Source organism: Actinomadura vinacea, from assembly GCF_039532545.1.
Classification (GTDB): domain Bacteria; phylum Actinomycetota; class Actinomycetes; order Streptosporangiales; family Streptosporangiaceae; genus Spirillospora; species Spirillospora vinacea.
In genome coordinates, this window is record NZ_BAAARW010000011.1 from 498,483 (window position 1) to 525,449 (window position 26,967).

20 protein-coding genes are annotated in these 26,967 nt (G+C 73.0%); 13 read left to right on the forward strand and 7 right to left on the reverse strand.

The window, feature by feature from the left end; genetic code table 11:
• The first annotated feature begins 2 nt into the window (after positions 1-2).
• From ABD340_RS14035 to ABD340_RS14070, 8 genes are all read left to right on the forward strand, one after another.
• Positions 3-1,619 carry an FAD-binding oxidoreductase gene (locus ABD340_RS14035; RefSeq protein ID WP_344589354.1) on the forward strand — a complete coding sequence of 539 codons (1,617 nt, stop codon included), beginning with the start codon at positions 3-5 and terminating at the stop codon, positions 1,617-1,619.
• Positions 1,620-1,624: 5 nt separating this feature from the next.
• The gene (locus ABD340_RS14040; protein ID WP_344589356.1) at positions 1,625-2,515 is read left to right on the forward strand and encodes a diacylglycerol/lipid kinase family protein; all 891 of its coding nucleotides are present in this window, start codon (positions 1,625-1,627) and stop codon (positions 2,513-2,515) included.
• A gap of 260 nt (positions 2,516-2,775) precedes the next feature.
• The gene (locus tag ABD340_RS14045) at positions 2,776-3,174 is read left to right on the forward strand and encodes a YccF domain-containing protein (RefSeq protein ID WP_344589358.1); all 399 of its coding nucleotides are present in this window, start codon (positions 2,776-2,778) and stop codon (positions 3,172-3,174) included.
• A 263-nt stretch (positions 3,175-3,437) separates the two neighbouring features.
• Positions 3,438-3,932, forward strand: coding sequence for a DUF485 domain-containing protein (locus ABD340_RS14050; protein WP_344589360.1), 495 nt, complete (start codon positions 3,438-3,440; stop codon positions 3,930-3,932).
• Positions 3,933-3,952: 20 nt separating this feature from the next.
• Positions 3,953-5,608, forward strand: coding sequence for a solute symporter family protein (locus ABD340_RS14055; protein WP_425547364.1), 1,656 nt, complete (start codon positions 3,953-3,955; stop codon positions 5,606-5,608).
• A gap of 184 nt (positions 5,609-5,792) precedes the next feature.
• Positions 5,793-7,403: a metallophosphoesterase family protein gene (locus ABD340_RS14060; RefSeq protein WP_344589362.1), complete on the forward strand. Its 1,611-nt coding sequence runs from the start codon at positions 5,793-5,795 to the stop codon at positions 7,401-7,403.
• 168 nt (positions 7,404-7,571) lie between these two features.
• On the forward strand, positions 7,572-8,090 hold the full coding sequence (locus tag ABD340_RS14065) for a DUF4234 domain-containing protein (protein WP_344589364.1): 519 nt from the start codon (positions 7,572-7,574) through the stop codon (positions 8,088-8,090).
• A 114-nt stretch (positions 8,091-8,204) separates the two neighbouring features.
• Entirely contained in the window at positions 8,205-10,103 is a 1,899-nt protein-coding gene (locus ABD340_RS14070; RefSeq protein WP_425547345.1) for a bifunctional 3'-5' exonuclease/DNA polymerase, read from the forward strand.
• An 80-nt stretch (positions 10,104-10,183) separates the two neighbouring features.
• On the opposite strand, the gene ABD340_RS14075 is transcribed toward ABD340_RS14070, so the two are convergent.
• From ABD340_RS14075 to ABD340_RS14095, 5 genes are all read right to left on the reverse strand, one after another.
• Positions 10,184-11,449, reverse strand: coding sequence for a flavin-dependent oxidoreductase (locus tag ABD340_RS14075; protein WP_344589366.1), 1,266 nt, complete (start codon positions 11,447-11,449; stop codon positions 10,184-10,186).
• A 60-nt stretch (positions 11,450-11,509) separates the two neighbouring features.
• Positions 11,510-12,331, reverse strand: coding sequence for an ABC transporter ATP-binding protein (locus tag ABD340_RS14080; RefSeq protein WP_344589368.1), 822 nt, complete (start codon positions 12,329-12,331; stop codon positions 11,510-11,512).
• Between the two features lie 76 nt (positions 12,332-12,407).
• On the reverse strand, positions 12,408-13,274 hold the full coding sequence (locus tag ABD340_RS14085) for an ABC transporter permease (RefSeq protein WP_344589370.1): 867 nt from the start codon (positions 13,272-13,274) through the stop codon (positions 12,408-12,410).
• Positions 13,271-14,050, reverse strand: a complete 780-nt coding sequence (locus tag ABD340_RS14090) for an ABC transporter permease (protein WP_344589372.1) — start codon at positions 14,048-14,050, stop codon at positions 13,271-13,273. Before ABD340_RS14090 ends, ABD340_RS14085 begins: the two co-directional genes overlap by 4 nt.
• A complete protein-coding gene (locus ABD340_RS14095) occupies positions 14,047-14,988 on the reverse strand; it encodes an ABC transporter substrate-binding protein (protein ID WP_344589373.1) in 942 nt (313 codons plus the stop codon). Before ABD340_RS14095 ends, ABD340_RS14090 begins: the two co-directional genes overlap by 4 nt.
• Positions 14,989-15,463: 475 nt before the next feature.
• Here ABD340_RS14095 and ABD340_RS14100 point away from each other — a divergent pair, with 475 nt between their 5' ends.
• The 4 genes from ABD340_RS14100 to ABD340_RS14115 are packed head-to-tail and all read left to right on the forward strand — an operon-like array spanning position 15,464 to position 20,422.
• A complete protein-coding gene (locus ABD340_RS14100) occupies positions 15,464-18,823 on the forward strand; it encodes a nitrate- and nitrite sensing domain-containing protein (protein ID WP_344589374.1) in 3,360 nt (1,119 codons plus the stop codon).
• Entirely contained in the window at positions 18,820-19,290 is a 471-nt protein-coding gene (locus tag ABD340_RS14105; RefSeq protein WP_344589375.1) for a roadblock/LC7 domain-containing protein, read from the forward strand. Before ABD340_RS14100 ends, ABD340_RS14105 begins: the two co-directional genes overlap by 4 nt.
• 30 nt (positions 19,291-19,320) lie before the next feature.
• Positions 19,321-19,758 carry a DUF742 domain-containing protein gene (locus ABD340_RS14110; protein ID WP_344589377.1) on the forward strand — a complete coding sequence of 146 codons (438 nt, stop codon included), beginning with the start codon at positions 19,321-19,323 and terminating at the stop codon, positions 19,756-19,758.
• A 40-nt stretch (positions 19,759-19,798) separates the two neighbouring features.
• A complete protein-coding gene (locus ABD340_RS14115; RefSeq protein ID WP_344589618.1) occupies positions 19,799-20,422 on the forward strand; it encodes a GTP-binding protein in 624 nt (207 codons plus the stop codon).
• A gap of 198 nt (positions 20,423-20,620) precedes the next feature.
• Here the strand turns inward: ABD340_RS14115 and ABD340_RS14125 are convergent, their stop codons facing one another.
• Complete coding sequence (locus ABD340_RS14125) at positions 20,621-21,031, reverse strand: anti-sigma factor antagonist (protein ID WP_344589378.1); 411 nt, start codon at positions 21,029-21,031, stop codon at positions 20,621-20,623.
• A 251-nt stretch (positions 21,032-21,282) separates the two neighbouring features.
• Between ABD340_RS14125 and ABD340_RS14130 the strand changes: the two genes are divergently transcribed.
• Positions 21,283-24,936 (forward strand): AAA family ATPase, encoded by a 3,654-nt coding sequence (locus ABD340_RS14130; RefSeq protein ID WP_344589379.1) that lies wholly within the window; start codon positions 21,283-21,285, stop codon positions 24,934-24,936.
• Here ABD340_RS14130 and ABD340_RS14135 read toward each other — a convergent pair.
• Complete coding sequence (locus ABD340_RS14135) at positions 24,927-26,942, reverse strand: ABC transporter ATP-binding protein (protein WP_344589380.1); 2,016 nt, start codon at positions 26,940-26,942, stop codon at positions 24,927-24,929. The two genes, ABD340_RS14130 and ABD340_RS14135, sit on opposite strands and share 10 nt — an antisense overlap.
• Positions 26,943-26,967: the final 25 nt, after the last annotated feature.

The window sequence follows — 26,967 nt, forward strand, 5'->3', positions numbered from 1 at the left end:
CCATGGAGAACCGGGACATGCTGTGGCACGGCTGGGGCGACCCGGGCAGGGCCGCTCCGTTACCGGACGCGGCGCTCGGCCTGCTGCGCGAGCTGCTCGGCGTGCGGCCCGCGCAGGAGCCGCCCGTCGCCCTGGAAGAGATCAAGGTGCCCGCCCCCCGGCTCCCCGACGGCCTTCCCGGCGCGCTCGCCGCCGCGGTCGGCGGCGCGGGCCACGTGCGCACGGACGCCGAGGCCCGGGTCCGGCACACGCGCGGCAAGTCGACGCCCGACCTGCTGCGCGTCCGGTCGGGGGACGTGTCCGACGCCCCGGACGCGGTCGTCCTGCCCGGTTCCCATGACGAGGTGCTGGCCGTGCTCAGGGCGTGCGCCGAGCACCGCGTCGCGGTCGTGCCGTTCGGCGGCGGCACCTCGGTCGTCGGCGGGCTCGCCCCGCAGGGCGGGCACGCCTTCGTCGCCCTCGACCTGCGCCGGATGGACGCGCTGACCTCCCTCGACCCCGTCTCCCGCACGGCCGTGCTCCAGCCCGGCCTGCGCGCGCCGCGCGCCGAGGAACTGCTGCGCGAGCGCGGCTTCACGCTCGGGCACTTCCCGCAGTCCTACGAGTGGGCCACCATCGGCGGGTTCGCCGCCGCGCGCTCCAGCGGGCAGGCGTCCGCCGGGTACGGGCGCTTCGACGAGATGGTCACCGGCCTCACCGTCGCCACCCCCGAGGGCACCCTCGACCTGGGCCGCGCCCCCAGGTCCGCCGCCGGGCCGGACCTGCGGCAGTTAGTGCTCGGCTCGGAGGGCGCGTTCGGCGTGATCACCTCGGTCGCGGTGCGGGTGCGGCCCGTCCCCGAGGGCGCGGCGTACGAGGGATGGCGCTTCCCCTCATTCGACACCGGCGCGGCGGCGCTGCGGCGGCTCGCCCAGGACGGCCCGCTGCCCACCGTGCTGCGGCTGTCCGACGAGGCCGAGACCGCGATCGGCGTGGCCGACCCCGCCTCCATCGGCGTGGCCGCGCTCTCGTCCGGCTCGCCGAGCTGCCTGGCCGTGCTGGGCTTCGAGGGGACGTCCGACGAGATCGCCGCGCGCCGGGACGAAGCCCACGCCGTGCTGCGTGCCCAGGGCGGCGAGCCCCTTGGCTCAGGGCCGGGCGAGAAGTGGGAGCACGGCCGCTTCAACGCCCCTTACCTGCGCGACGCGCTCCTGGACGCCGGGGCCTTCGCCGAGACGCTGGAGACCGCCACGTTCTGGTCCGGCGTCCCGGGCCTGTACGCGGCCGTGCGGGAGACGCTCATCCGCGAACTCGCCGGATCGGGCACGCCACCGCTGGTCATGTGCCATATCTCGCACGTCTACCCCGCGGGCGCCTCGCTCTACTTCACCGTGGTCTCGGCGCGGGGCGCGGACGCGGTGGCGCACTGGGAGCGCGCCAAGCACGCCGCCAACGACGCGATCATCGCCGCGGGCGGCACCATCAGCCACCACCACGGGGTCGGCACCGACCACCGCGACTGGTACGCCCGCGAGATCGGGCCGCTCGGCGCGGAGATCGTGCGGGCGGTCAAGCGCCGGGTCGATCCGCACGGCATCCTCAACCCGGGCGTCCTCACCGCCCCCTTCGGCCAGGAGTGATCGCGATGCCGTCCGCCCCCCGCGTCTTCACCGCGGTCGTCAACCCGGCGGCCGGGGGACCGGCCGCCGCGGCCTCGCTGGTCCCGCTGGCCCGCGCGCTGCGCGGGGCCGGCGCGGAGATCCTCGTCGAGTACAGCCGCGGGCTGGAGCATGCCGCGACGCTGGCCCGCAGCGCCGCCAAGCGCGGGCACGTCGTGCTGGGCGTCGGCGGCGACGGCATGGTCGGCCGCGTCGGCGGCGCCCTGGCCGGCACCGGCGCGGTCTTCGGGATCGTCCCGGCCGGGCGCGGCAACGACTTCGCACGCCAGCTCGGCGTCCCCTCCGGCACCGCCGAACTGGCCTCCCTGCTGCTGGAGAGGAAGCCGCGCGAGGTGGACGTCATCGACGCCGGCGGCATTCCCGTGCTCGGGAGCGTGTACGCGGGCGTGGACGCCGTCGCCAACGGCAACGCCAACAGGGCCCGGCTGCTGCGCGGCTCGGCCGCGTACTACATCGGCGCACTGCGGGCCGTGCTGGCCTGGCGTCCCGCCGACTACCGGGTGACCGTGGACGGCGAGGTGCTCGAACGGCGCGGCTACACGGTCGTCGCCGCCAACTCCGGCTTCTACGGGTTCGGGCGCCGCATCGCCCCCGCGGCGCGGGTGGACGACGGCCTCCTGGACGTGGTGATCATCAAGGACGCGCCCCGCCCGCTGTTCTTCGCCGTGATGCGCGAGCTGGAGCGCGGGACGCACGTGCGCCGCCCCCAGGTCGAGGTCGTGCGCGGCAAGGAGGTCAGGATCGAGCTGGCCGAGCCGGGGCGTACGCTGCCGTACGGGGCGGACGGTGAACTGCCCGGGAGGCTTCCGGTCACCGCCCGCGTTCTGCCGGGCGCGCTGCGTGTGCTCGCACCCTGACGCCTGGCGAGGGCGTGCCGGAACCTTGGCCTGCTCATTGGCCCGATTTACGCAGGCATTACGGACGTCCGGATAGCGTTGTTTGTGTCCCGCTATCGGGACCTACGGGTCGTCTGCGCGGACATCATGAGAAGGCGACAGCTCGCCGTTCTGGGGGGACTCATGATGCGCGCAGACACCCTTACGTGGTGGCGCCGGCGCCTCCGGGGGTTGGCGTCGGCGCTCATCACATGCCCGGCCCATGCACGTAGAGTGGTCCGATGCGCACCCTGCTGAACATCATCTGGCTGGTCCTGTCGGGGTTCTGGCTGGCGGTCGGCTACGTCGTCGCCGGGATCGTCTGCTGCATCCTGATCATCACCATCCCGTTCGGCATCGCCTCGTTCCGCATCGCGCTCTTCGCGCTCTGGCCCTTCGGGAACACGGTCGTCCGCCGCCGCGACGCCGGGGCCGGCTCCTGCCTCGGCAACGCCATCTGGGTGGTCGTCGCAGGCTGGTGGCTGGCGCTGGGCCACCTGATGACCGGCATCGTGCTGTGCATCACGATCATCGGCATCCCGTTCGGGATCGCCAACTTCAAGCTGATCCCGGTGTCGCTGCTGCCGCTCGGCCGGGAGATCGTCCCCACCGACGATCCGCGCGCCTTCTACGTCGAGTAGCCCGCCGGGCGGCCCACCGGTGAGCACGGGCCGAGTCGCCGAACCGGCTGCGCCGCGGCGCCGTCTCGCCTACCCTCCGTGAGGGCCCTACTCTTCGTGAGGGCGAGGTCTCGTTCCGGCATCGAGCCCGCATCGGACGGGTCTCCTCCTCTATTGGCGCCAACCAACTTCTTGGTCGAATAGCGGCCCATCGGCCATGCCGGTGCCGCCGCTCCCTCACCGTGCGCGGTGGCGTGGCGGCGTGACCTTAGCCGGAGGTATGTGTGAAATCGGACTCTCCAGAGCCCGCGACGCCGGGGTCCGCCGGCGCCGGCGGGCTTGACGACGCGGCCTTCGCCCAGATGAACCAGAGCCCCGAGTTCCAGCGGCTCAAGTCCACCTTCCGCCGCTTCGTCTTCCCGATGACCGCGGCGTTCCTCATCTGGTACCTGCTGTACGTGGTGCTGTCGGCGTACGCGCGCGACTTCATGGGCACCAAGGTCGTCGGCAACATCAACGTGGCGCTGGTGTTCGGGCTCCTCCAGTTCCTCTCCACCTTCCTCATCGCCTGGGCGTACGAGCGGCACGCGCGCCGCAAGCTGGAGCCGCTGGCCGCCCAGGTCGCGGCGCCCGGCGACGGGCCCGCGGCCGCGGCCCTGGTGCCCGAGCCGGCCCCGGCGCCCGACGACGCCGCGGACGCCGCGAAGGAGGACCCGGCCGGCGACGGAGCCGCGGACGGGACCGAGGCCGGCGACGGCCGCGAGGAGGAGAAGAAGTGACCCCACTGCTCGCCGGGCCGCTGTCGGCGGCCCCGTCCGGGGTGCTCGCGGCGCCCGCAGAGAACGAGCACCGCACGATCTCGCTGGTCCTGTTCGGGCTGTTCGTGGCGCTGACCCTCTGGATCACCATCTGGGCCAGCCGGCAGACCCGCACCGCCGCCGACTTCTACGCCGGCGGCCGGCAGTTCTCCGCCGTCCAGAACGGCCTGGCGATCGGCGGCGACTACATGTCGGCCGCATCGTTCCTGGGCATCGCCGGCATGTTCGCGCTGTCCGGCTACGACGGGTTCCTGTACTCGATCGGGTTCCTGGTCGCCTGGCTGGTGGCGCTGCTGCTGGTCGCCGAGCTGCTGCGGAACTCCGGCCGGTTCACGATGGCCGACGTGCTGGCGTTCCGAATGCGGCAGCGGCCGGTGCGCGCCGCCGCCGGCATCTCCACCATCGTGGTGTCGATCTTCTACCTGCTGGCCCAGATGGTCGGCGCGGGCGCGCTGGTCGCGCTGCTGCTCGGCGCCGAGGGCGAGGCCGCCAAGATCTGGACGATCGTGGCGGTCGGGGCGCTGATGATCTTCTACGTCACGGTCGGCGGGATGAAGGGCACCACCTGGGTGCAGATCGTCAAGGCCGTGCTGCTGATGAGCGGCGCCGCGGTCATGACCGTGTGGGTGCTGGCCAAGTACGGCTTCAACCTCTCGGAGCTGCTGGGCGCCGCCGCCGACAAGAGCGGAAAGGGGCAGGCGTTCCTGGAGCCGGGCCTGAAGTACGGCGCCACCGACATGTGGTCCAAGCTCGACCTGCTGTCGCTGGGCCTGGCGCTGGTGCTGGGCACCGCCGGGCTGCCGCACATCCTGATCCGCTTCTACACCGTGCCCAACTCCAAGGCGGCCCGTGCCTCGGTGAACTGGGCGATCGGCATCATCGGCACCTTCTACCTGATGACGCTGGTCATCGGGTTCGGCGCCGCGGCGCTGGTCGGCAGCGCAGCCGTCGCGAAGCAGGACAAGGGCGGCAACACCGCGGCGGTGCAGGTGGCCCAGGAACTGGGCGGCGGGGCCGGCTCCACCGGCGGCGCGATCTTCCTGGCGATCATCGCGGCGGTCGCGTTCGCCACCATCCTGGCCGTGGTCGCCGGGCTCACCCTGGCCTCCTCGTCCTCGTTCGCGCACGACCTGTTCGCCAACGTGTTCAAGCGAGGCAAGGCCACCGAGCGCGACGAGGTCCGGATGGCGCGGATCGCCGCGCTGGCCATCGGCGCCGTCGCGATCGTGCTGTCCATCTTCGCGCGCGGGCTGAACGTGGCGTTCCTGGTGGCGCTGGCGTTCGCGGTCGCCGCCTCGGCCAACCTGCCGACGCTGCTGTTCTCGCTGTTCTGGAAGCGGTTCAACACCGCGGGCGCGGTGGCCGGCATCTACGGCGGGCTGATCTCGGCGGTGGCGCTGGTGATGTGCAGCTCCATCGCCTGGGGCGGCAAGTCCGACACCCTGCCGAAGGGCAATCCGGACGCGCTGTTCAGCGAGACGATCGTGGCGCCGTTCCCGATGCAGAACCCGGGGCTGATCTCGATCCCGCTCGGGTTCCTGTGCGCCTATCTCGGCACGGTCCTGTCCAAGGAGAAGACCGACGAGAAGTTCGCCGAACTGGAGGTGCGGGCCCTCACCGGAACCGGCGCGCACTGACCCGGCGGAACCGGCCCGGCCGAACCTGAAGCGCCTCGCGGCGCCGTCCCTCGACGGGGACGGCGCCGCCGCGCGTGAGCGACAAGGGCTTGGCGACCGCGACAGGTGTCCCGGATCCGCTTGACGTGTAGATCACCCCGGCGCATAAATTTGCCTTGCCCCCTCTACCCCCCGGAGGTCGCTTGTGCGCGCGGAGGACGCGGTCGCCCCCGAAAGCGTGCCCGACAACTCGCGTGTCTCGGAGGCCGGCGCAGGGTGGGAGTGCCGGACGCGCGGCAGCTTCCAGGAGCTGATGCCCGAGCGCGTCTCCGGTTTCTCCTGGCGCCACCCCGTGGTGCTGTGGCGCTCCCGCAACGACGTCATCGCCAAGCTCTTCGGCGACCCGTCCAACGGCATCCGCCGCCGCTGCGTCGCGGCGCTCGCCGAGCGGGGCACGCGCGCCGGGTTCACGATGCACCGTAGGGACGAGTCGTTCTCGTTCCTGCTGCTCGGCGACACCGGGGAGGGGGACCGGTCGCAGTACGCGGTCGTCCCGCCGGCCCTGCAGGTGGGCGCCGACACCGACTTCATGGTCATCGCCAGCGACGTCATCTACCCCAGCGGCGAGGCCGCCGACTACCCGGAGAAGTTCTTCCGCCCGTACAAGGACTACCCGGGGCCGATCTACGCGGTGCCGGGCAACCACGACTGGTACGACGGGCTGCGCGGCTTCCTGCGCGTGTTCTGCGACCTCGACATGGAGTGCGAGCCCGACCCGTGGCGCGGCCCGCTCGGCGCCGTGGCGCGGCTGCTGTGGCGGCGTCCCGGTCCGGTGGACGAGAAGGCGCTCGCCGCGGCCCGGGAACGCTACCGGGGCGCGCCCGGGCAGCGCGCCGTCCAGCCCGGCCCGTACTGGATGATCGACACCCCCGCGCTGCGGATCGTGGGCATCGACACCGGCATCACCGGCGGCCTGGACCGCGACCAAGGCGCGTGGCTGCGCGAGGTGTCCGCCGGCCCCAAGCCCAAGCTGCTCATCACCGGCAAGCCGCTGTACGTGGACGACAGCCTCCGCCCCGGGAGGATCGAGGGCGGCGGCACGGTCGACGCCATCGTCAAGGACCCGGCGCACAACTACGTCGCGGCGATCGGCGGCGACATCCACAACTACCAGCGCTACCCGGTACGTGTCGGCGACCGCACGGTGCAGTACCTGGTGTCGGGCGGCGGCGGCGCGTTCATGCACGCCACGCACACCATCCCGCGCGTGCGGGTGACCGGCGAGGCGGACTTCCGCTGCTACCCGCTGCGGGGCGACTCGCTGTCGCGGTACAGCAAGCTGTACGGCCGGGTGCTGCGGCTCCCGAAGCTGTTCGAGCTGACCCCGCAGGAAGCGACCGAGGTGATCCGGTACCGGCTCGGGATCGAGCCCGGGCGCGGGTACGGCGGCGAGGACCCGTCGCCGTCGTCGGGAGGCGAGGGGATGCCCGCCGGGCCGAAGACCGCCGCGCCGTCCCTTCCGGCGCGGTCCGCGGAGGGCGTGCCGTCGCGGCGCGCGCGTTTCGTCGCCGCACTGCTCGGCGTGCCGCGGGGCGAGCGGCGGCGTCCCGGAATGGCGCGGCTGCCGGTGCGGAAGGTGCCGCAGCGCTTCCGCTCGGAGATGGCCGACTGGGACCGTCCGCCGTTCTTCAAGAGTTTCCTGCGGGTGGACGTCACCGGGGCTGAGCTGCGCATCCGCTGTTACGCGGCCACCGGTTGCGGCGACCAGGAGCTGCGGCCGCCGTGCGAGGACGAGGTGACGGTTCCGCTGCGCTAGCCCGTCACGTCTGGTTAAACCGGAAAATCTCGCACGATTACATGAAATTTTGTCGGTTGTTGCGGTGCGAACGGTTTCTCTGTCGTACAGTCGGGCGTCATTGTCTCAGACCACGGAACTCGGGTGCCTGGCCGTACCGGGGCCACGCCCCTCAGGGGAGAACACAGGATGAGCTACCCGCAACAGGGTGCGCAGCAGCCGTACCAGCAGCAGTACCAGGGCCAGCAGCCGCACCAGGGCCAGCAGGCGCCGGTGCACGCGCAGCAGCATGCCCCCGCCGCCGCCGGTGGCGGTTACAACATGAAGCGGCGTAACCCGGTGGGCGTTTGGCTGGGCCTGCCCATCATCACCTTCGGCATCTACCCGCTGGTGTGGTTCTACAAGACCCACGCCGAGCTGTTCGCCTACGACCGCCGCACCGGCGACGCCGCCACCAACGCGCTGCTCTCGGTGATCTTCGGCGGCATCACGCTGGGCATCTGGCCCCTCATCGTGTTCGTGAAGATGGGCGACCGGATCGCGCAGGCCCAGCGCGCCGCGGGCCTGCAGCCCTCGTGCAGCGGCGGCATGGGCTTTCTGCTCGGCATCTTCGGCTTCGGGATGCTGTACTACCAGCTCCAGCTCAACAAGGTCGTGGACCGGTACGGCGACGTCGCCCCCGGTCAGCAGGTCTCCCTGGCCGCCTGAACCGGTCACCGACCGCGCCGGAACCCCTCCGCGCCCCCCGGGGGCACGGAGGGGTTCGGCGTTCCCGGACGGCGCCGCCCCGATTCTGTCGGTGCCCCGGGACAGAATGAGCGGGTGAGGATCGCGGTGGCCGCCGGGCCGGACGGGGGAGGCGCGCTTCAGCGCCTCGCCGACGACGGTCTGCCCGCCGGCCCTCCCGAGACCGTCCCCGACCTGGTGGCCGCCATCGAGGCCCGCGAACGCGCCGACGCGCCGCGCTGGGTCTGGCCCGCCACCGCCCGGCTCTACCCGCGTCTGCTGAAAGCCGGCGCACGGGTCGCGCGCTGCCACGATCTCGAGCTTGTCGAGAGCCTGCTGCTCGGGCACGCCGGCCGGTACGGCGAGCCGCGCTCCGTTCGGGCGGCCTGGGCCCGTCTCAACGGCACCCCCGTTCCGGACGACCCGCCGCCACCGCAGGAGATGCCTCCGCAGACGTCGCTGTTCGACCCCGAGTCCCTGACGCCCGGCCCGGACACGGCCCTCGCGGTCGTCGCCGTCCCGTCGAGTGCCGGTGCCTCGAGTGACCGTGCTCCGAGTGACCGTGCTCCGAGTGACCGTGCTCCGAGTGACCGTGCTTCGAGTGACCGTGCTCCGGCCGAGCGGGCCGCGGAGGACGAGCTCGGGATGGTCGTCGGCGTGCACGCCGAGCAGCGGCGGCGGATCGCCGGGCTGCCCGGGTTCGGGTTGCTGGCGGCCGCGGAGTCGGCGGGCGCGCTGGTCGCGGCCGAGATGAGCCACGAGGGGCTGCCCTGGTCGGCCGAACGCCAGGACGAGCTGCTCACCGGCCTGCTGGGGCCGCGGCCGTCCGGCGGCATGCGGCCGCGCCGGCTCCAGGCCCTCGCCGACCGCGTCAACGCCGCGTTCGGGCTGCGCGCGCCGGTCAACCCCGACTCGCCCGCGCAGATCATGAAGGCGTTCGCCGCGGTGGGGCTGCCCGTCACCTCCACCCGCGCGCACGTGCTCAAGCGCGTCGACCATCCGGCGGTGCCGCTGCTGCTGGAGTACAAGGAGCTGTCTCGGCTGCACACCGCGCACGGCTGGGCCTGGGCCGACACCTGGGTGCACGGCGGCCGGTTCCGTCCCGAGTACGTGGTCGGCGGGGTGGTGTCCGGGCGGTGGGCCACCAACGGCGGCGGCGCGCTGCAGATCCCGCGGGTGCTGCGCCGGGCCGCCGTCGCCGATCCGGGCTGGTCGCTGATCGTCGCCGACGCCGCGCAGCTCGAACCGCGGGTGCTGGCCGCGCTGGCCGGAGACCGGGCGTTCGCCGCGGCCGCCGCCGAGGGCGACCTGTACGCGGCGCTGGCGGTGGCGTTCGGCGGCACCGCGTCCGGCGGGACGACCGCCCGCGACAAGGCCAAGATCGCGCTGCTGTCGGCGATGTACGGCGGCGGCACCGGCGAGGCGGTGCAGCTCCTCGCCGTCCTGAAGAGCCGGTTCCCGCAGGCGCTGGAGTACGTCGAGGCGGCGGCGCGGGCGGGGGAGCGGGGCGGGCTCGTACGGTCGCGGCTGGGCCGCACCTGCCCGCCCCCCTCAGCCGGATGGCGGCGGCTGACCTCTGAAGGCGGCCCCGAGGGCGGCCCTGGGGGCGACGCGGCGGACGGCCCCGAGGGAGGCGTCGAAGGCGGCCCCGGCCCCTCGCCGGACGAGGGACGCTCCCGCCAGGTCACCGCGGCCCAGGCGCTGCGCGGCCGGGGCCGCTTCACCCGCAACTTCGTCGTCCAGGCCACCGCAGCCGACTGGGCCCTGGTCCTGCTGGCCACGCTGCGGAACAGGCTGGCCGAGCTGGGCCCGCCGCGGCTGGTCTTCTTCCAGCACGACGAGGTCATCGTGCACGCCCCCACGGGGCTGGCCGGTGAGGTCGAGTCCGCGATCCACGCCTCCGCGGATGAGGCCGGCCGGCTGCTTTTCGGCCGCACACCGGTCGTGTTCCCGATGGAGGTCGCCGTCGTCGAGTGCTACGGCGACGCCAAATGAGAACGATCCGAACACGCGTCCTCGGCGCCCGGCCCTGCGCATGCCGGGCCGGCCGCCGGGCGGCGTCCTGGTGCGGGGACTCAGGAGCGGACGGTCAGGGACGGGCGTTCGTTGAGCGTCGCAATGTCGGAGAGCGAGGTCTGCCGGTAGGCGCCGCTGATGGTGGCCAACTCCTCGGCGGAGAGCACGTCCTCGATGCGCTCGTAGCCCTCCGGGGCGCGTTCGTGCACGGTGTGCAGCACGCGGTCGGCCGGCATGTCGCGGCAGGCCAGCACGATCGAGTTGACCGTTTCACGGCGCGCCTTGTCGTAGGAGGCCAGCCCGTCCTCGGGGGCGGCGGCGTGGGACAACTCGAACGCCAGCACCCGGGCGTCCAGCACCGCCTGCGAGCCGCCGTTGGATCCGATCGGGTACATGGGGTGGGCGGAGTCGCCGAGCAGGGTGACCCGGCCCTGGGTCCAGAACGGCAGCGGGTCCCGGTCCACCATCGAGTGCTCCAGGATCCGCTCGGTCGAGGCCAGCATCGCGGGCACGTCCAGCCAGTCGAACCGCCAGTCGGCGAAGTGCGGCAGGAAGTCCTCCAGACGCCCGGCCCGGGTGTCCACGTCGGGCGCCTGGGTGATCCCGTCGTCGACGATCTTCACCTCGGCGGACCAGTTGAGGAGCGCCCGCCCGCGCTGCTCGGCCTCCGGGGAGATCGAGTAGACGACCAGCTTGGCGGCGGTGTTGCTGCCCGCCACCGCGACGGTGCGGCCGGACAGGAACGGATCGCCCTCGGTGAGGCCGCGCCACAGGCGCACCCCGTTCCACAGCGGACCGGGCTCGCCGGGGTGCAGCTGCGCCCGCACGGCCGAGCGGATTCCGTCCGCCCCGATCAGCACGTCGCAGTGGACGGTCTCGAAGGTGCCGGTCGCCGCGTCCCGCAGCCGTGCCCGCACGCCCGAACCGTCCTGCTCGAAGGATTCGAACGCGGTCCCGGTGCGGACGGCACTCGCGCCGAGCCGGGCCTGGACGGCCTTGAGCAGGATCGTCTGCAGCTCGCCGCGGTGGATCGAGTACTGCGGCCAGCGGTACCCCTGCGCGATGCCCCGCGGTTCGGCCCAGATCGGGTCGCCGTGCCGGGTGAAGTGGGCCATCTCGGCGGCCGGAATGGCGGTGGCGGCCAGTTCGTCGCCCAGCCCCAGTTCGGTCAGCTCGCGCACGGCGTGCGGCAGCAGGTTGATACCGACGCCGATCGGGTCCAGCCGCGTGGCCGCTTCCACGATCTGCGTCTCGATTCCGGCCTCGTGCAGGCTGAGCGCCGCGCTGAGACCGCCGATGCCGGCTCCGACGATGAGTACGCGCACGTGTTGCCCTTCCTTGACGTTCCTGTCGTCCGGCGAAGTCCGGGGGAAAGCGAGCAAGGACTAGGCGTCCTTGTACGCCCCCCGGAGGCCGGCCATGTCCGTGTTCTTGGTGTCCATCTTCTCCAGGGCGCTGCGGTCGCCGCGGACCAGACGGCCAACGGTGGCACGCGTGCGGATGAACTCCGGCATCGCCCGCGTCTCGATCTGGTCGCGCACGGACGGCAGCGCGACCGGCACGTCGGCGAGCACCCCGGTGGGGGACGGGCCCAGCACGACCACCCGGTCGCCGACGTAGACGCTCTCGTCGATGTCGTGCGTGACCAGCAGGATCGTCATCTTCTCCGCGCGGTGCACCTGCAGGACCAGGTCCTCCAGATCCTCGCGGGTCTGGGCGTCCACCGAGCCGAACGGCTCGTCCATCAGCAGCAGCGTCGGCTTGTAGGCCAGCGCACGGGCGATCGACACCCGCTGCTGCATGCCGCCCGACAGCTGCCATGGGTACTTGCGGCCGGCGTCCGCCAGCCCCACGGACTCCAGCGCCTCCGTCGCCGCCGCCCGCCGGTCCGCCTTGGACATGCCGCGACGGCGCAGCGGCAGCGCCACGTTGTCGCGCACCGTCAGCCAGGGGAACAGCGAGCGGCTGTAGTCCTGGAACACCACGGCCAGACCGTCGGGCACTCCGCGGACCGGGTCGCCGTCCAGGAGGACCTGCCCGCCGCTCGGGGGGATCAGCCCGGCGATGCAGCGCAGCAGCGTGGACTTGCCGCACCCGGACGGGCCGACGACGCTCACCAGCTCGCCGTCGCCGACGGCCAGATCCATGCCGCGGATGGCGACGTGTCCGTCGGGATAGGTGTGGCTGAGGGCCGTTATCTCCAGCACGAGGTCAATCCTTAGTTCTTAATGGGACGTGAGACCGTCCCCGCGAGGGGGACGGTCTCACCTTCCCGGAGATCGATCAGTTGGCCAACCTGCGGGCTCCACTGTGCCAGCCGAGCAGGCGCCGCTCCAGCAGCACGAACGCCCCGTTGAACAGCAGGCCCAGGACGCCGAGCATGACGATCCCGGCCCACATGGCGGGCAGGTCGAAGTCGCGCTGCGCGCCGATCAGCTGGGCGCCGATGCCCGCGGTGCTGCCCACCAGCTCAGACAGGACCATGAGGATCAGCGCGAAGCCCAGGCTGACCCGCACCCCCGCGATGATCTTCGGGCCCGCGGCGGGCAGGATCACCGTCACCAGGCGCCGGTACCGCGAAAGGCCGAACACCTTCGCGGTCTCCAGCTGCAGGGCCTCCACGGTGCGCGCCCCGTCGGCGCTGTTGAGCAGCACCGGCCACACCACGCTGAACGCGATCGTGACGATCTGCATGGTGGCGCCCAGCTGGAACACCATGATGAAGAACGGCAGCAGCGTGGGCGGCGGGACGGCGCGCAGGAACTGCAGCACCGGGTCCAGCAGGTCGTTCAGTGTCCGGGAGCGGCCGATCGCCACGCCCAGCACGACGCCGACCGCGCAGGCGACGAGCCAGCCGGCGAACAGGTGGCCCAGGCTGGTGGAGAAGTCGTCCACCGCCTTGTCGGTGAGGAACAGCCGGGAGGCCGGGCCGGAGAACCAGATCTCGTGCAGAGACGAGACGATCTTCGACGGAGGCGGGAAGTACTCCTCCTCCGCCACCCGGGTGCCGATCTCCCAGCCGATCAACACGAGCACGATCAGCCAGAGCCGCTCCGAGCCCCCTCGCAGCAGCCGTATCGGCGCGCCGGAGGAGCGTGGGGAGCGCCCTTTCTCCTTTGTCTCCTGTTTCTCTTTCACCGGCGTGGTCATGCGACCCCCTCCACGCGGGCGGTGTTCCAGCGGAAGGCGACCCGTTCCAGCCCGACCAGGCCCGCGTTGGCCGCCAGGCCCAGCGCCCCTGCCCAGCAGGCGCCGGCGAGCATGAGGCCGGTGTCGCCGCCGCCGGACTGGCTCTCCGACAGGAAGGCGCCCACGCCCTCGCCGCCGCCGGCCAGCAGTTCGGCGCTGATGACGACCACCAGGCCGACCGAGGCGGCGATGCGCACGCCGGTGGCGATGAACGGGGCGGCGCTGGGCAGCGAAACCCGCCACAGCACCGCGCCCTCGCCGAACCCGAACGCGCGCAGGCTCTCCTTGGCGACCGGGTCCACGTCCCGCAGCGCGTACAGGGTGTTGATCAGGATGGGCCACAGCGAGGCGTAGAAGATCAGCGCCATCTTCTGCTGGGTGACCGAGGAGAACATGATCAGCACGAGCGGGATCAGCGCGACCGACGGGATGGGACGGCACATCTCGACCAGGCCCCGGGAAGCCGCGCCCAGCAGCGGCACCGAGCCGAGCAGGAGGCCGAGGGGCACCGCGACCGCCACCGCGAGCAGCAGCCCGCCGGCCCAGGCGCGCACGGTGTCGCCGACGTCGACGAGGAAGTCGCCGTCGACCGCCAGCCGTCCCGCCTCCGCCAGCACGGTCGTCGCGGCGGGCAGGGCGTCCTCGTCGAGCAGGCCGAGCCGGTTGACCGCCTCCACGACGAGGATCGCCCCGAGCACGCCCGCGGCGCCGAGCCCGACGCGTCGGGCGCCGATCATCCCGACGCCGCCGGCGAGGCGGCGATCAGCGGCTTGACGTCGATGGGCTTGTCGACGATCCCGAACTGCTGCATCACGTTGGCCACGCGCTGCAGGCGGGTGGCGTTGAGCGAGGTGGGGTAGCCGGTGAGGACCATCGTGGCGGCGACGTTCGCGTCGATGCCGCGCGCGTACTTGGGCAGGATGTCCTGAACCACCTTGCGGTCGGCGGCCAGACCCTGCGCCTTGACCATGGCCCGCTGGAAGGCCGCGACGGTCTTGGGGTTCTTGGCGGCGAAGTCCTCGGTGGTGGCGTAGCCCGAGATCGGGAAGTCGGCGGTGGCACCGCTGGACAGGTCGGCCAGCATCCGGGCGCCCAGCTTCTGCTGGATCTGCGTGCCGAACGGCTCGATGGCCTGGACCGCGTCGACGCTGCCGGACTTGAGGGCCGCCTCCATGCCGGGCGGCGGGGTCTCGATGAAGTTCTTGTTCTCGTCCAGCTCCACGCCCGCAGGCTTGGCGGCCGAGCGCACCAGCATCGTCGCCACGTTGCGCTTGGTGTTGACGGCGATCTTCTTGTCCTTCAGATCGGCGAGTGTGCGGATCTTGGAGTCCTTGGCGACCAGCAGTGTGTGGCTCTTAGGAGCGCTCTGCGACGCCTCGGCCACGATTTTCACCTTGAGCGCGCCCGTGGTCGAGGCGGCGAAGAATGACACGTAGTTGCCGACGGAGATGTCGAGCGTGCCGCCCTTCAGGCGGGGAATGGCCTCCTGGCCACCTTGGATCACCTGGGTCTTGACCGTCAGGCCCTCGGCCTTGAACAGGCCGCGGCTGATGGCCAGCTGCAACGGGGCGGTGTCGCCCACCAGCATCGTGCCGACGGTGATCTCGGATTCCTCGAGGCCGTTGGCGCCCTTCGACTCGTCGGAACCGCCGCAGGCGGCCGCTGACGCGGCCATGGTAAGGGCGAGGGCTCCGGCGAGAACGTTACGACGGTGGAGTGCATGCATGAGGTAACGCTCCGTGATGCGGGGGAAGTCGACGAAAAGGATCTTTCAACGAGCGGCGATCGTAGCGCACAGGTACGGGAGGTACCCGTAGGATGCCGCTTTACATGCACAAACGTGAACAACTATGAGCAATCTGTGACACAGGCTTATCATTCGGCGCAAGTTATGAACTGTGTGATCATTCGGGTTGGCTGTGATGGTAGCTCTGTGTTGTGATGTTCCGCGTTCGCCCGGAGTGACCCCTGGAGTGCAAAGTTGCAGAACTGCGTTCGGGGCGCGAGCGGTCGTTATGGAGAGGTAGCAGAGGGCAGTGCGCACAGCGGAAGGGACCCAGGCGGTCCCGCAGTCCCCCCGGGCAGCGCCCACAACCGGCAAGGAGCCCCCCCGAGTGCGGGGATCCGGCGGGTGGCTGCGGAACTGGCGTGTGACCACACGACTGGTCGCCGTCATCGCGATTCCGACCATCGTGGCGGCCGTGCTGGCCGGCGGACGGGTCCTGACCTCCGTCGAGAACGCGAACGAGTACCGGCGTAGCAGCGACCTGGCCACTATCGGCATCCACCTGAGCGCGCTGTCGCAGGCGCTGGAGAACGAACGCGACGCCATGGCCGAGCGCGCCGCGGGTGGCGCGCCCGCCGTGGACGAAGGGACCCTGCGGCAGCGCCAGACCGCGGTGGACGTGGCGGCCCGGGAGTACCGGAGGGCGGTCGCCGATGCCGACGTCACCGGAGCGCAGTTGCGGCTGGGACTGGCCAACGTCGACAACCGGGTGCGGTCGCTGTCGGCGCTGCGGTCGGCGGCCGGACGGCTGGGGCCCGAGCCGATCGTCGACAAGTACACCGAGTTCAATGACGACATCCTGGCCCACCTGGTCGTCGCCGCCTACGACTCCTCCGACCCCGACACCTCCCGCAGCCTGCTGACGCTGGTGTCGCTGTCGCGCGCCAAGGACGCCGCGTCCCGGGAACGCGTGCTGATCGCCGCGGCCATGTGGGAAGGGCGGTTCGAGCCGCGGACCATGCAGGGCGTCCAGGACGCGCGTTCGGACCTGACCAGCAACCTCGCCGAGTTCCGGGCCTCGGCCACGCTCGCCGAGCTGCGCCTGTTCGACGACCGCGTCACCGGCCCCGAGCTGGACCAGGCCGAGTACACCAGGGCCCGGGTGCTGATCCTGGCGGGTCGCTCGACCCAGATGAGCGTCCGGCCGATGGGCGCAGCCCAGGCCCGCGACTGGGTGAGCGACTCCACCGTCCGGATCGACCGGATGCGGCAGGTGGAGACGCAGAAGCGCGCCGACATCGGCCGCCGCCTCGAAGAGCTCCGCTCGGACGCCGTGTTCGCCACCGCCCGCGACGCCGTGCTGCTGGCCCTGCTGCTGGCCGTCGTCCTGTTCGTCGTCGTCGCGGTGGCCCGGTCGATGGTGCGTCCGCTGCGCAGGCTGCAGGAGGGCGCGCTGGAGGTCGCCGGCACCCGGTTGCCCGGCCTGGTCGACCGGCTGCGCGATCCGCAGGCCGCCGCCGACGGCATCGAGGTCGAGCCGATCGACGTCGACTCCGCCGACGAGATCGGCCAGGTCGCCCGGGCGTTCGACGAGGTGCACCGGGAGGCGGTCCGGCTGGCCGCCGACGAGGCGGTGCTGCGCGGCAACATCAACGCGATGTTCGTCAACCTGTCGCGGCGCAGCCAGTCGCTCATCGAGCGCCAGCTGCAGCTGATCGAGGAACTGGAGCAGAGCGAGCGCGACGAGGACCAGCTGGCCAACCTGTTCCGCCTGGACCACCTGGCCACCCGCATGCGCCGCAACTGCGAGAACCTGCTGGTCCTCGGCGGCCAGGACCAGGTGCGCCGGTGGAACCGCTCGGTCCCGCTGATCGACGTGGTGCGCGCCTCGCTGTCGGAGGTGGAGCAGTACGAGCGGGTGGCGCTGCGGGTGCACGGCGACATGCCCGTCGCCGGCCCGGTCGTCAACGACCTGGTGCACCTGCTGGCCGAGCTGGTGGAGAACGCCACGGTGTTCTCCGCCGAGCACACCCGGGTGACCGTATCCGGCCAGCTGCTCAGCGGCGGCGGGGCCATGCTCCAGATCACCGACAACGGCGTGGGCATGAAGCCGGACGAGTTGGAGCAGGCGAACTGGCGGCTGGCCAACCCGCCCGTCATCGACTTCTCCGCGGCCCGCCGCATGGGCCTGTTCGTGGTCGGCCGCCTGGCGGTCCGGCACGGCATCCGGGTGGAGCTGCGCGCCGCACAGGGCGGCGGGCTCACCGCCTTCGTGGTGCTGCCCGAGATGGTCATCAGCCAGAACGAGACCGGCGTGGGCTCGCGCGGGTTCGGTGCCCTGGACGAGGGCGCCGGCCGCAACGGCGAGTTCGCCGCGCTGGCCGCCCCGTCGGGCGCGGCGCCCGGCACCGGTGGCCAGTTCCGGCAGAACGACGGCTCCGGCGAGTACGGGATCGGGATGCCGCGCCAGCGGGCCATCGGCGGCACCGGTCCGCAGCCGGTGATCGGCGACGACCCGCGCCGTCCCGGCCCGCGGCAGCCCGCGTTCGGCAACACCGGCCCGCAGCCGGTGCACGACGGCCGTCCCTTCGACGGCCCCGGCTTCGACGAGCCCGCCATGGACGGCCCGCCGTTCGACGGCTCCCGGTTCGACGCCCCACCGCGGGGCCGGTCGCCCGGCGGCCCGCGGTACGAGGCCCGCCCTCCGTACGAGAACGCGCCGTACGACAACGGCCAGTTCGACCAGTTCGACAACGCGCAGTACGTCAACGGCCCCTATGGCGACGCCCCCCACGGCAACGCGCCCAACACGACCGGGCCGCCGCCGATGCAGGGCTCGACAGGACCGCATCCGCCCGTCTCCGGCACCGGCCCGATGGGGATCGCGCCGCCGCCCGATCAGGGGATGGGCACCGGGCCGCAGGGGCCGGTCGGCCCCGGGCTTCCCGTCCGGCAGCCGGGCGCCCAGCACCCGCGCGGTGGGGGCCCGTCCGGCGGCGAACCGCCCCGGCAGGGCGGCGAGTCCGGTCCCGTGCCGGGCGACCCGCGGCGGACCGGCCCGCTGCCGGTGGTGCCCGAGGCCCAGCCGGCCGTCCCGGAGACGGGACCGCTGCCGCGCGTGCCGTGGGAGACCGGGCCGATTCCGGTCACCCCCGAGAACGGGACGCCCGACTGGGGAACCTCCGGGCCCGGCGAGCACGCTTCCGCCGCCCCCGGGCACGCGCCGACGCGCGACACCGGGCATGATCCTGGGCAGGACGCGGGGCATGAACCGGAGCGGCCCGCCGCACCGGGGGTGCCGGAGCGTTCGCCGATCTTCGACGCGATGCAGTCGGAGTGGTTCCAGCGCCGGACCGATCAGACACCGAGCGAGGATCCCGTGAGAGGTTGGGAATCTCCAGCCGACGCCGGGTTCAAGGCCGCCGAGGCGGCCCAGGAACCGGTGGCCGGCAAGCGCACCGCGGCCGGACTGCCCAAGCGGGTGCCCGGCCGGAACCGGGTGCCCGGGGCGGTGACGTCCCAGCGGCCCGCGGGCGGGCAGCCCGCGCAACCCGCGCAGCAACCGCAGGCCGCCGGGCAGGGCGGGCGTCCCGAACCGCAGGTGCCGGCCCAGTCGGCCGACACCGTGCGGAACAGGTTCGCCAGCCTCCAGCGCGGTGTGCGGCGCGGGCGCACCGAGACACGCGGGGCCGACGGGCCCGGCGGGCAGGGCGAAGGACCAGGTTCGGCCAACACAGGGGAGAATCCCTCGCAGAGCGAGGGTGAGAACGGAGGCGCCCGGTGAGCGGGCAGGATCTCAACTGGCTGGTGACCAATTTCGCCGACCGGGTGCCGAAGGTGGCGCACGCGGTCGTGGTGTCCTCCGACGGGTTGCCGATGGCCTACTCGGCCGGCTTCCCGCCCGAGCGTGCCGACCAGCTCTCGGCCATCGCCTCCGGGCTGATGAGCCTCACTCAGGGCGCGGCCAAGATCTTCGACGCGGGCGGCGTGAACCAGACCGTCGTGGAGATGAATCGCGGGCTGCTGTTCGTGATGTCCATCGCCAACGGTTCGGTGTTCGCGGTGCTGGCCGCCTCGGACTGCGACCTGGGGCTGGTGGCCTACGAGATGACGCTGCTGGTGGAGCGGGTCGGCAGGGTGCTGACGCCCGCGCTGCGCAACGGCGAGCATCCGGGCCAGCAGCCGGGGCGGCATTCGCCCTACGGGGGACCGGCCGCACCGGAGATGGGCACCGGGCCGGCCCGTTACTGATCTTGATGGATTTTGACGGAGGTCGGCGAGATGGATCGAGGCAATCCGTGGGGACCCGGTCCGGGCGGCCCGCCGAACTGGGCGGGTGACCCCGGCCGGCGCCGGGGGCGGCCGCAGCAGGAGGAGCCCGGCACCAGCTCCCTGGTGCGCCCGTACGCCGTCACCGGTGGGCGCACCAGGCCGCGGTACGACCTGGCGGTGGAGACGCTGGTCACCGCGGCCCCGTACCCACCGCGGGACGTGGCGCAGCTGACCCCGGAATACCGGGCGATCATGGACCTGTGCCGGTCCGCCCGTTCCGTGGCGGAGGTCTCCGCGCTGCTGCGGATGCCGCTGGGGGTGTCCCGGGTGCTGATCGCCGACATGTGCCTTGAAGGACTGCTGCGGTTGCACCAGTCGCGTCCTGCCGGCGCGCAGCCGGACGTCCGCCTTCTAGAAAGGGTGCTCAGTGGCCTTCGGAACCTCTGATCAGGCCCCGCCACCGGCCGGGCCGGGCGGGGATGCCGAGCTGACCTCGGTGAAGATCGTCGTGGGCGGCGGCTTCGGCGTGGGCAAGACGACCTTCGTCGGGTCGGTATCGGAGATCATGCCGCTCACCACCGAGGCGGTGATGACCGCGGCCAGCGCCGACGTGGACGACCTGTCGGCGGTGCCGGACAAGACGACCACCACGGTCGCGATGGACTTCGGCCGGGTCTCGCTCGACTCGGAGCTGATCCTCTACCTGTTCGGCACGCCGGGCCAGCACCGGTTCTGGTTCATGTGGGACGACCTGGTGAAGGGCGCGATCGGCGCGGTGGTGCTGGTCGACACCCGGCGGCTGGAGGACTGCTTCGCCGCGGTGGACTACTTCGAGGAGCTCGGGCTGCCGTTCGTGGTCGGGGTGAACGGCTTCCACGGCGATTTCCCCTTCGGCGCCGAGGACATCCGGGAGGCGCTGTCGATCAGCGCGCACGTGCCGATCCTGCAGTGCGACGCGCGCAGCCGGGAGTCCACCAAGCAGGTGCTGATCACGCTGGTGAAGCACGCGATCGGGCTGCACTCCTCGGGGGCGGTGGCGCCCAGGGCGCAGGCGGGTCCGCCCGCCTCGGCCGGCGGCCCCCTCGGCACCTCCTCACCCACCTGGACCTGACGCGCCACGCCGCCGCCCGGCAGGGCGGCGGCGTCCGGTCCGGGGCGGTGATCTTCACCGGGCTTCGGCGCCCGGGGCTCCGTCGAGTGGGCCAGGGCCTACCCGCTGCCGTGGACCGGGCGGCGCGCCACGGGCCGTTCGTCGGGCGACGGGCGCGGCCCGATCGCCCGACGCCCTCGCCGCTCTGAGCGGGGCGGGTCAGGACGAGCGGCGCCTGGCTTCCGCGACGGCGGGCGGCGGGGCGTCGGCGGCGGGGGGCGCGCCGTCCGGACGGGCGGCGAGCGCCTCGTCCAGCGACGGCCGGACGGTGATCCGGCGGTGCAGGCCGGTGATCTCCAGGGTGCGGCGGATCATCGGACGGGGCGCGGCCAGCACCAGGCTGCCGCCGTTCCCGGAGACCTCCTTGTAGCAGTCGACGATGATCGACAACCCGTGCGAGTCCATGAACCGCAGGTCGGCCAGGTCGAGGATCAGCTGGTCGCCGTACGAGCGGCGCGCCGCCGCCAGCCGTTCCCGCAGATCGTCACCGTTGGCGATGTCGAGTTCGCCGCACAGGCGCACGACGGTGCGGCCGTCCTGCGGGCGGGCGGTCACGTCCAGGAGGCGCATGGGCGACTTCCTCTCCCATCGGCGCATCCGGAGCGGGGAGACCGGATGCTTTCCATGTGACAACTATCCCTGAGCGGAACCCGTATGCCAACCCGTCGCGCACGGTGCGGTGGAAGGTGTGCGCGGTCGTGCAGAGCCGTAGGGTGCATGCCAGACGTGAAATTCGCACGTCCGACAGGCCCCGCAGGCACGACCCCGCAGGAATCGCACAGGAAACCCTTCACGAACCCGCAGGAAAGGGCCCAGCCACGTTGAGCGCCCCACGGTTGCCGGAACACCTCGAACTGCTGCTGACCGACGAGCCCGTCCTGGACGTGTACGCGCACGGTCCATGGCGGGTGCCCGACGGCCTGTACGAGGAGATGCGCGAGCGGGCGCTGGAGTTCAACCGCGACCCGCGCGCGGTCGTGCTCACCCGGCAGCTCAGCGAGTTCTACGGACCCGGCACCTCGGCGGCGGGGGCCGAGCAGTGGTCGCTGCTGACGTTCCTCTTGGGGGCGTCGGCGCTGCGCGGCGGCTCCCGCGGCGACGTCGACTACGAACTGCTCGGGGAGTTCCTGGCGACGCCCGAGCCCGCGGTGCGCGACCCGCTGGCCTGGTTCACCCAGGGCGGCCGCTGGCGTCCGCCGGGCCTGTGGCTGCCCGAGCCCGCGGGCGACGACCCCGAGCGCCGCAACGTCATGTACGGGCTGGCCCGCGCCGGCCTGGACGTCTTCGAGGGCCTGGAGCCGCTGGAGCGGCGGCGGGCCGCGTTGATGGAGGTGTTCGACCGGCGCCTGGACGACCCCGTCCTGCGCGAGCAGGCGATGACGGTGCCGCAGGAGCGGCTGGAGACGGCCTGGAACGCCGACCTTCCGGACGAGACGCTGGCCGTGCTGCCCGAACTGGCCGGCCCGCTCGGCTATCTGGGCTGGGTGTGCTCCGGGCTGGACGCCGCCCACGAACGACTCGCGGGCGCCGTCGGGGAGGACCGCACGCTGGAGACCGCGCTGGCGCGGATCCTGCTGGCCGCCGAGGTGACGGCCGTCCCGGCCGAGCTGGCGGTCGCGCTCGGCACCGCCCGCTACGAGAACCTGGCGGACCGGCTGCGGGCGCTGCGGTCCGGGTTCGCCGCCGAGGCATGGCAGCAGGAGACCAGGGCGTGGCTCGCGCGCGGCCTGGTCGCGGGGGAGGCGGACGCGTGCCGCGCCTGGCTGGACATGGCGGTGCGCGTCACCGGCGCCGTGCAGGGGCTGCCCGAGTCGGCCACCAGCCCGCGCTGCCGGGTGCCGGTCCGGGCCTTCCAGCACGATCTGCGGCGGCTGTTCGACCACCGTCCGATCGCCAACCCCCTCGGCCGGATGCTGAACAAGGCGTCCCTGCCGGCAGCCGGTACCGAGGCCGGTACCGAGGCCGGTACCGAGGCCGGTACCGAGGCCGAGCCGGAAGGGACCGCCGACCGCCCGGCCGAACGGGCGGAGCGGGAGGACCGCGAGGACGTCCTGTCCGGGCTGCTGGTCGGGCAGCCCGAGCTGACCCGGGCCCTGCGGGACGCCTTCGCCGCGCGGGTGGCGGGGGAGCGGCCCGCCCGCCTGCTGGTCACCGGCTCCGAGGGCACCGGCAAGGGCACCGCCGCCGAGATCCTGGAACGGCTGCTCGCCCAGCGCGGGATCGTCCGCGAGGCGCTGTGGATCTCCGACCAGGTGTTCGCCTCCCTCGGCGTCAGCGACGCCGTGCTGTGGCTGCAGGCCAGGGTCCGCGAGTGCGTCGAGGGACGGCTGCTGCTGGTCGTCGACGACCTGGAGCGGCTGGTCGGCTACGAGCGCTGCGGCGCCGCCGCCCTGGAGGAGCTGCGCCGCCTGATGGCGCGCTCGCCCGGCCTGGACGTGGTCGCGCTGTGCCGTCCCGGCGGCGACCGGCGGCTGTTCGACGCCAACCCTGCGCTGGTGCGGTCCTTCGAGGTGACCCGGACCCGCGAGTTCGGCGAGCAGGAGTACGCCGAGCTGTTCCGCCGAGCCGTCGCCGCGCGCGGCGTCCCGGTGACCCGGGCGGTCGCCGCGACCGCCGGGGTGCTGATCACCCGCACCCCGCCGCTGCTGAACCTGCGCGGCGCCCGGCTGGCCGAGCATCTGGCCGGCCAGGCGGTGACCGCCGCGCGGGCCCGCGCCGCCGGGTCCGACCCGGAGGTCACCGCCGCCGACCTGCCGCAGCGCCTGATCAGCGGCGGCGGCGCGGTGCACGACCCGCTCGCCGAGCTGGCCGCGATGGCCGGGATCGAGCCGGTCAAGCGCGAGGTGGAGGCGCTGGTCGCCGAGGCCCGCGCGGCGCGGCTGCGCGAGGAGGCGGGCATGGCGGTCGCCGCCCGGCCCCGCCACCTGGTCTTCACCGGCAACCCGGGCACCGGCAAGAGCAAGGTCGCGCAGATCCTCGGCACCGTGTACGCCGACCTGGGCGTGCTGTCCACCGGCCACCTGTTCGAGGTCGACCGGGCCGACCTGCTCGGCGAGTACAGCAGCGAGAGTGCGATGAAGGTGCGCCGGGCGGTGGAGCGCGCGGTCGGCGGCGTCCTGCTGGTCCGGGACGCGCACGCCTTCGCCTCGGCGGAGGCGGCCCGCGGCCGCGAGATCGTGGACGTGCTGCTCGGCGCGGTGCAGGCGCACCCGAGCGACCTGGTGGTGGTGCTGACCGGCCCCGAGGCCGAGCTGAACGGGCTGCTGAAGTCGCACGAGGAGCTGGCCGCCTACTTTCCCCGCACCGTCCGCTTCCCCGACCTCACCGAGGACGAGCTCGTCGAGGTGTTCCAGGCGAAGGCGGCCGCGTCCGGGTTCGCGCTGGCCGGCGGCGTCCTGGACCGGGTGGCCGCGCTGGTGCGGGCCGCGCCCCGCGACCGCGGCTTCGGCAACGCCCGCACCATGAACGGCCTGCTGGACCGGGCGGTGGCCAACCAGGGCCGGCGCGTCCTGGCCGACGGCGTCGTGGACGAGACCGAGTCGCTGCACGAGATCCTCTTCGAGGACGTGCCCGACACCCTGGCCCCCGGCCGCGACGCGGTGCCCGGCGACCCCCTCGCGGAGGTGGAGCGGCTGATCGGCCTGGACGAGATCAAGCGGGAGATCAGCGCGCTGGTCGCCGAGGCGCGGATGGAGGAGCGGCGCCGGGAGGCGGGGGTGCCGCTGGGGTTCCCGGCCCGGCACATGGTGTTCATGGGCAATCCGGGCACCGCCAAGACCACCGTGGCCCGGCTGATCGCCGCCGTGTACGCCCAGCTGGGCCTGCTGTCGTCCGGGCATCTGGTCGAGGTCACCCGGGCCGACCTGGTGGCGGAGTTCATCGGGCAGACCGCGCACCGGGTGCGGTCCGCGATCGACCGGGCGCTGGGCGGGGTGCTGTTCGTCGACGAGGCGTACGCGCTGAGCGCGGGCGGCGGCGACCGGCGCGACTTCGGCCACGAGGCGGTCGCCGAGCTGCTGAAGCTGATGGAGGAGCACCGCTCCGACCTGGTGGTGATCGTCGCCGGGTACGAGGCCGAGATGGAGCGGTTCCTGAAGTTCAACCCGGGGCTGGAGTCCCGCTTCCCCAAGGCGCTGCGGTTCCCCGACTACAGCGACGACGAGCTGGCCACCATCTTCGAGGCGATGGCGGCCGAGGCCGGTTTCGCGCTGGCCGACGGCACGCTGGCGGCGCTGCGCCGCAGGCTGGCCGCCGAGCAGCGCGGCGCCTCGTTCGGCAACGCGCGGCTGGTGCGCAACGTCCTGGAGAAGGCGATCGCCCGGCAGGCGCAGCGGATCACCGCCGGGGACGGGGCGTCGGGCGAGCGGTCCGGCGCGCCCGTGGACCATGCCGAGGTGCGGCTGCTGCGTCCCGAGGACGTCCCGATCGAGCCCGTCAGGCGCGACCTGGACCTGCCCACCGGCCCCTACATCTGATCGCTGGGCGCCCGGTAGGCGGCGGCCTGCAGCCGGTACAGCTCGGCGTACAGGCCGTCCAGCGCCATCAGCCGCGCGTGGTCGCCCTCCTCGATCACCTTGCCCTGCTCCAGCACGTAGATCCGGTCGGCGTGCCGGACGCTGGCCAGCCGGTGCGTGATCAGCAGCACGGTGCGGCCGTCGGCGTGCGTGCGGATCCGCTCGAACAGATGGTGCTCGGCCCGCGCGTCCAGCGCCGCGGTCGGCTCGTCGCAGATCAGCAGCGGCGCGTCCCGGAAGAAGCCGCGCGCCACCGCCAGCCGCTGCCACTGGCCGCCCGACAGCTCGGCGCCGCCCTCGAACCGGCGGTCCAGCAGCGTGTCGTAGCCGCGCGCGAGGTGGTCCACCACCTCGTCGGCGCCCGCCGCCCGCGCCGCCGCCAGCAGCTCCTCCTCGCCGGCCGCCCGGCCCATGGTGATGTTCTGCCGCGCGGTCATCGGCCAGTGCGTGTACTCCTGCGCGATCACCGCGATGTGCCGCCACACGTGCTCGGGCGGCACGGCGCGCAGCGGGACCCCGTCCCAGCGGACCTCGCCGCCCTCCGGGTCGTACAGCCCGGCGAGGATCTTGGCCAGGGTGCTCTTCCCGGACCCGTTCTCGCCGACCAGCGCCACCACCTCGCCCCGCGCGATCTCCAGCGAGACCCCGTTCAGCGAGGGCGTCCGCGCGCCGGGATAGGTGAAGGTCACGTTCTCGACGGTGATCAGGCCGAAGTCCGCCGGCAGCCCGGTGCCGGTCTCGGTGCCGGTCTCGGGGCCGGTCTCGGCGGCGGGACGGGCCCGCTCGGGGATCCGCCGCTCCGCCTCGGCGCAGAACTCCAGGTAGTCGCGGAAGTACAGGCCCTCCTCGTAGCAGCGGTTGACCGCGAACACCAGGCTGGCCAGCGAGGTCTGCCCGGTGCGGATGGCCAGCACCGCCGTCCCCGCCACCGCCAGCGGCACCGCGCCCTTCCACAGCATCAGCCCGAGCACGACGTAGACACCCGCCGTCGCCAGGCCCTGGAGCATGTCGCCGAACACCCGCGCGACCGTCTGCCGCCGGGCCAGGTCCAGCTCCACCCCGCGCTGGTAGGACGCGAACCGGTCGTACTCGCCGAGCAGGAAGCCCCGCATGGTGAACGAGCGGACCTCGGCCGCGTGCCGCCGGTCGGTCATCAGATCCGACAGGATCCACTTCCGCCGTGCCACGCCCACCAAGGCGAGCTCGGTGAGGTACCCCAACCGCGCCGCCCGGATCGACGCCCACCCCTCCGGCAGCGCGGTGAGGAGCAGCAGCGGCAGCAGGAAGGGGTGCAGCACGCCCAGCGTCCCGGCCGCCGCCACCAGGCCGACCGCACCGGTCAGGACGTCCACCGCGTTCTCCACGACCCGGGGCGCCGACAGCATGCCGCGGCCCTGCGCGCGCTTGAGGTCGTCCAGGAAGTCGGAGTCGTCGAGGGCGGCCAGCTCCACCGCCGTGGTCGCCTCGTACAGCCGCAGCTCGACGAGCCGCTCCACCTGCGGATCGAGCCGGGACTGCGCCCACCCGGCCGCCGCCTGCAGCGCGGCGCGCAACGTGGTCGCCGCCGCCACCAGCGCCAGCGACGGCAGCGCCGCCCGCACCCGGTCGGGCGTCGGCTCCGAACTGAACAGCGCCGTCAGCACCCCGGTCGTCGCCAGCAGCCCGAACGCGGTGAAGACCCCCGCGACCAGGTTGCACACGATGGCGATCGCGGTGTCGGCCGGGCTCGCCCGCCAGGCCAGCCGGGTCGAGCGCCCGATCACCGACGGCAGCCGCCGCGCCATCGTCCGCATGCTGGTCCCGGCCAGCTCCCCGGTGCGGGCCGTCCACGTGTGCTCCGCCAGATCGGGCAGCGCCGTGCCGGGTCCCTCTTCCGGCGTATTGGGACGCCAGAGGCGAAAGGGGCTCAGGAGGCCGGTGAGCCTGCGAACACGTCCACGGAGTGAGAAATGTCGCCGAGAACCCATCCGCCGCCCTCCGCCCGCACGTACC

Coding starts and splice junctions, on each gene's coding strand:
- ABD340_RS14035 (WP_344589354.1), top strand. CDS start 3: ATGGAGAACCGGGACATGCTGTGGCACGGCTGGGGCGACCCGGGCAGG.
- ABD340_RS14040 (WP_344589356.1), top strand. CDS start 1,625: ATGCCGTCCGCCCCCCGCGTCTTCACCGCGGTCGTCAACCCGGCGGCC.
- ABD340_RS14045 (WP_344589358.1), top strand. CDS start 2,776: ATGCGCACCCTGCTGAACATCATCTGGCTGGTCCTGTCGGGGTTCTGG.
- ABD340_RS14065 (WP_344589364.1), top strand. CDS start 7,572: ATGAGCTACCCGCAACAGGGTGCGCAGCAGCCGTACCAGCAGCAGTAC.
- ABD340_RS14085 (WP_344589370.1), bottom strand. CDS start 13,274: ATGACCACGCCGGTGAAAGAGAAACAGGAGACAAAGGAGAAAGGGCGC.
- ABD340_RS14090 (WP_344589372.1), bottom strand. CDS start 14,050: ATGATCGGCGCCCGACGCGTCGGGCTCGGCGCCGCGGGCGTGCTCGGG.
- ABD340_RS14095 (WP_344589373.1), bottom strand. CDS start 14,988: ATGGCCGCGTCAGCGGCCGCCTGCGGCGGTTCCGACGAGTCGAAGGGC.
- ABD340_RS14110 (WP_344589377.1), top strand. CDS start 19,321: ATGGATCGAGGCAATCCGTGGGGACCCGGTCCGGGCGGCCCGCCGAAC.
- ABD340_RS14125 (WP_344589378.1), bottom strand. CDS start 21,031: ATGCGCCTCCTGGACGTGACCGCCCGCCCGCAGGACGGCCGCACCGTC.
- ABD340_RS14135 (WP_344589380.1), bottom strand. CDS start 26,942: ATGGGTTCTCGGCGACATTTCTCACTCCGTGGACGTGTTCGCAGGCTC.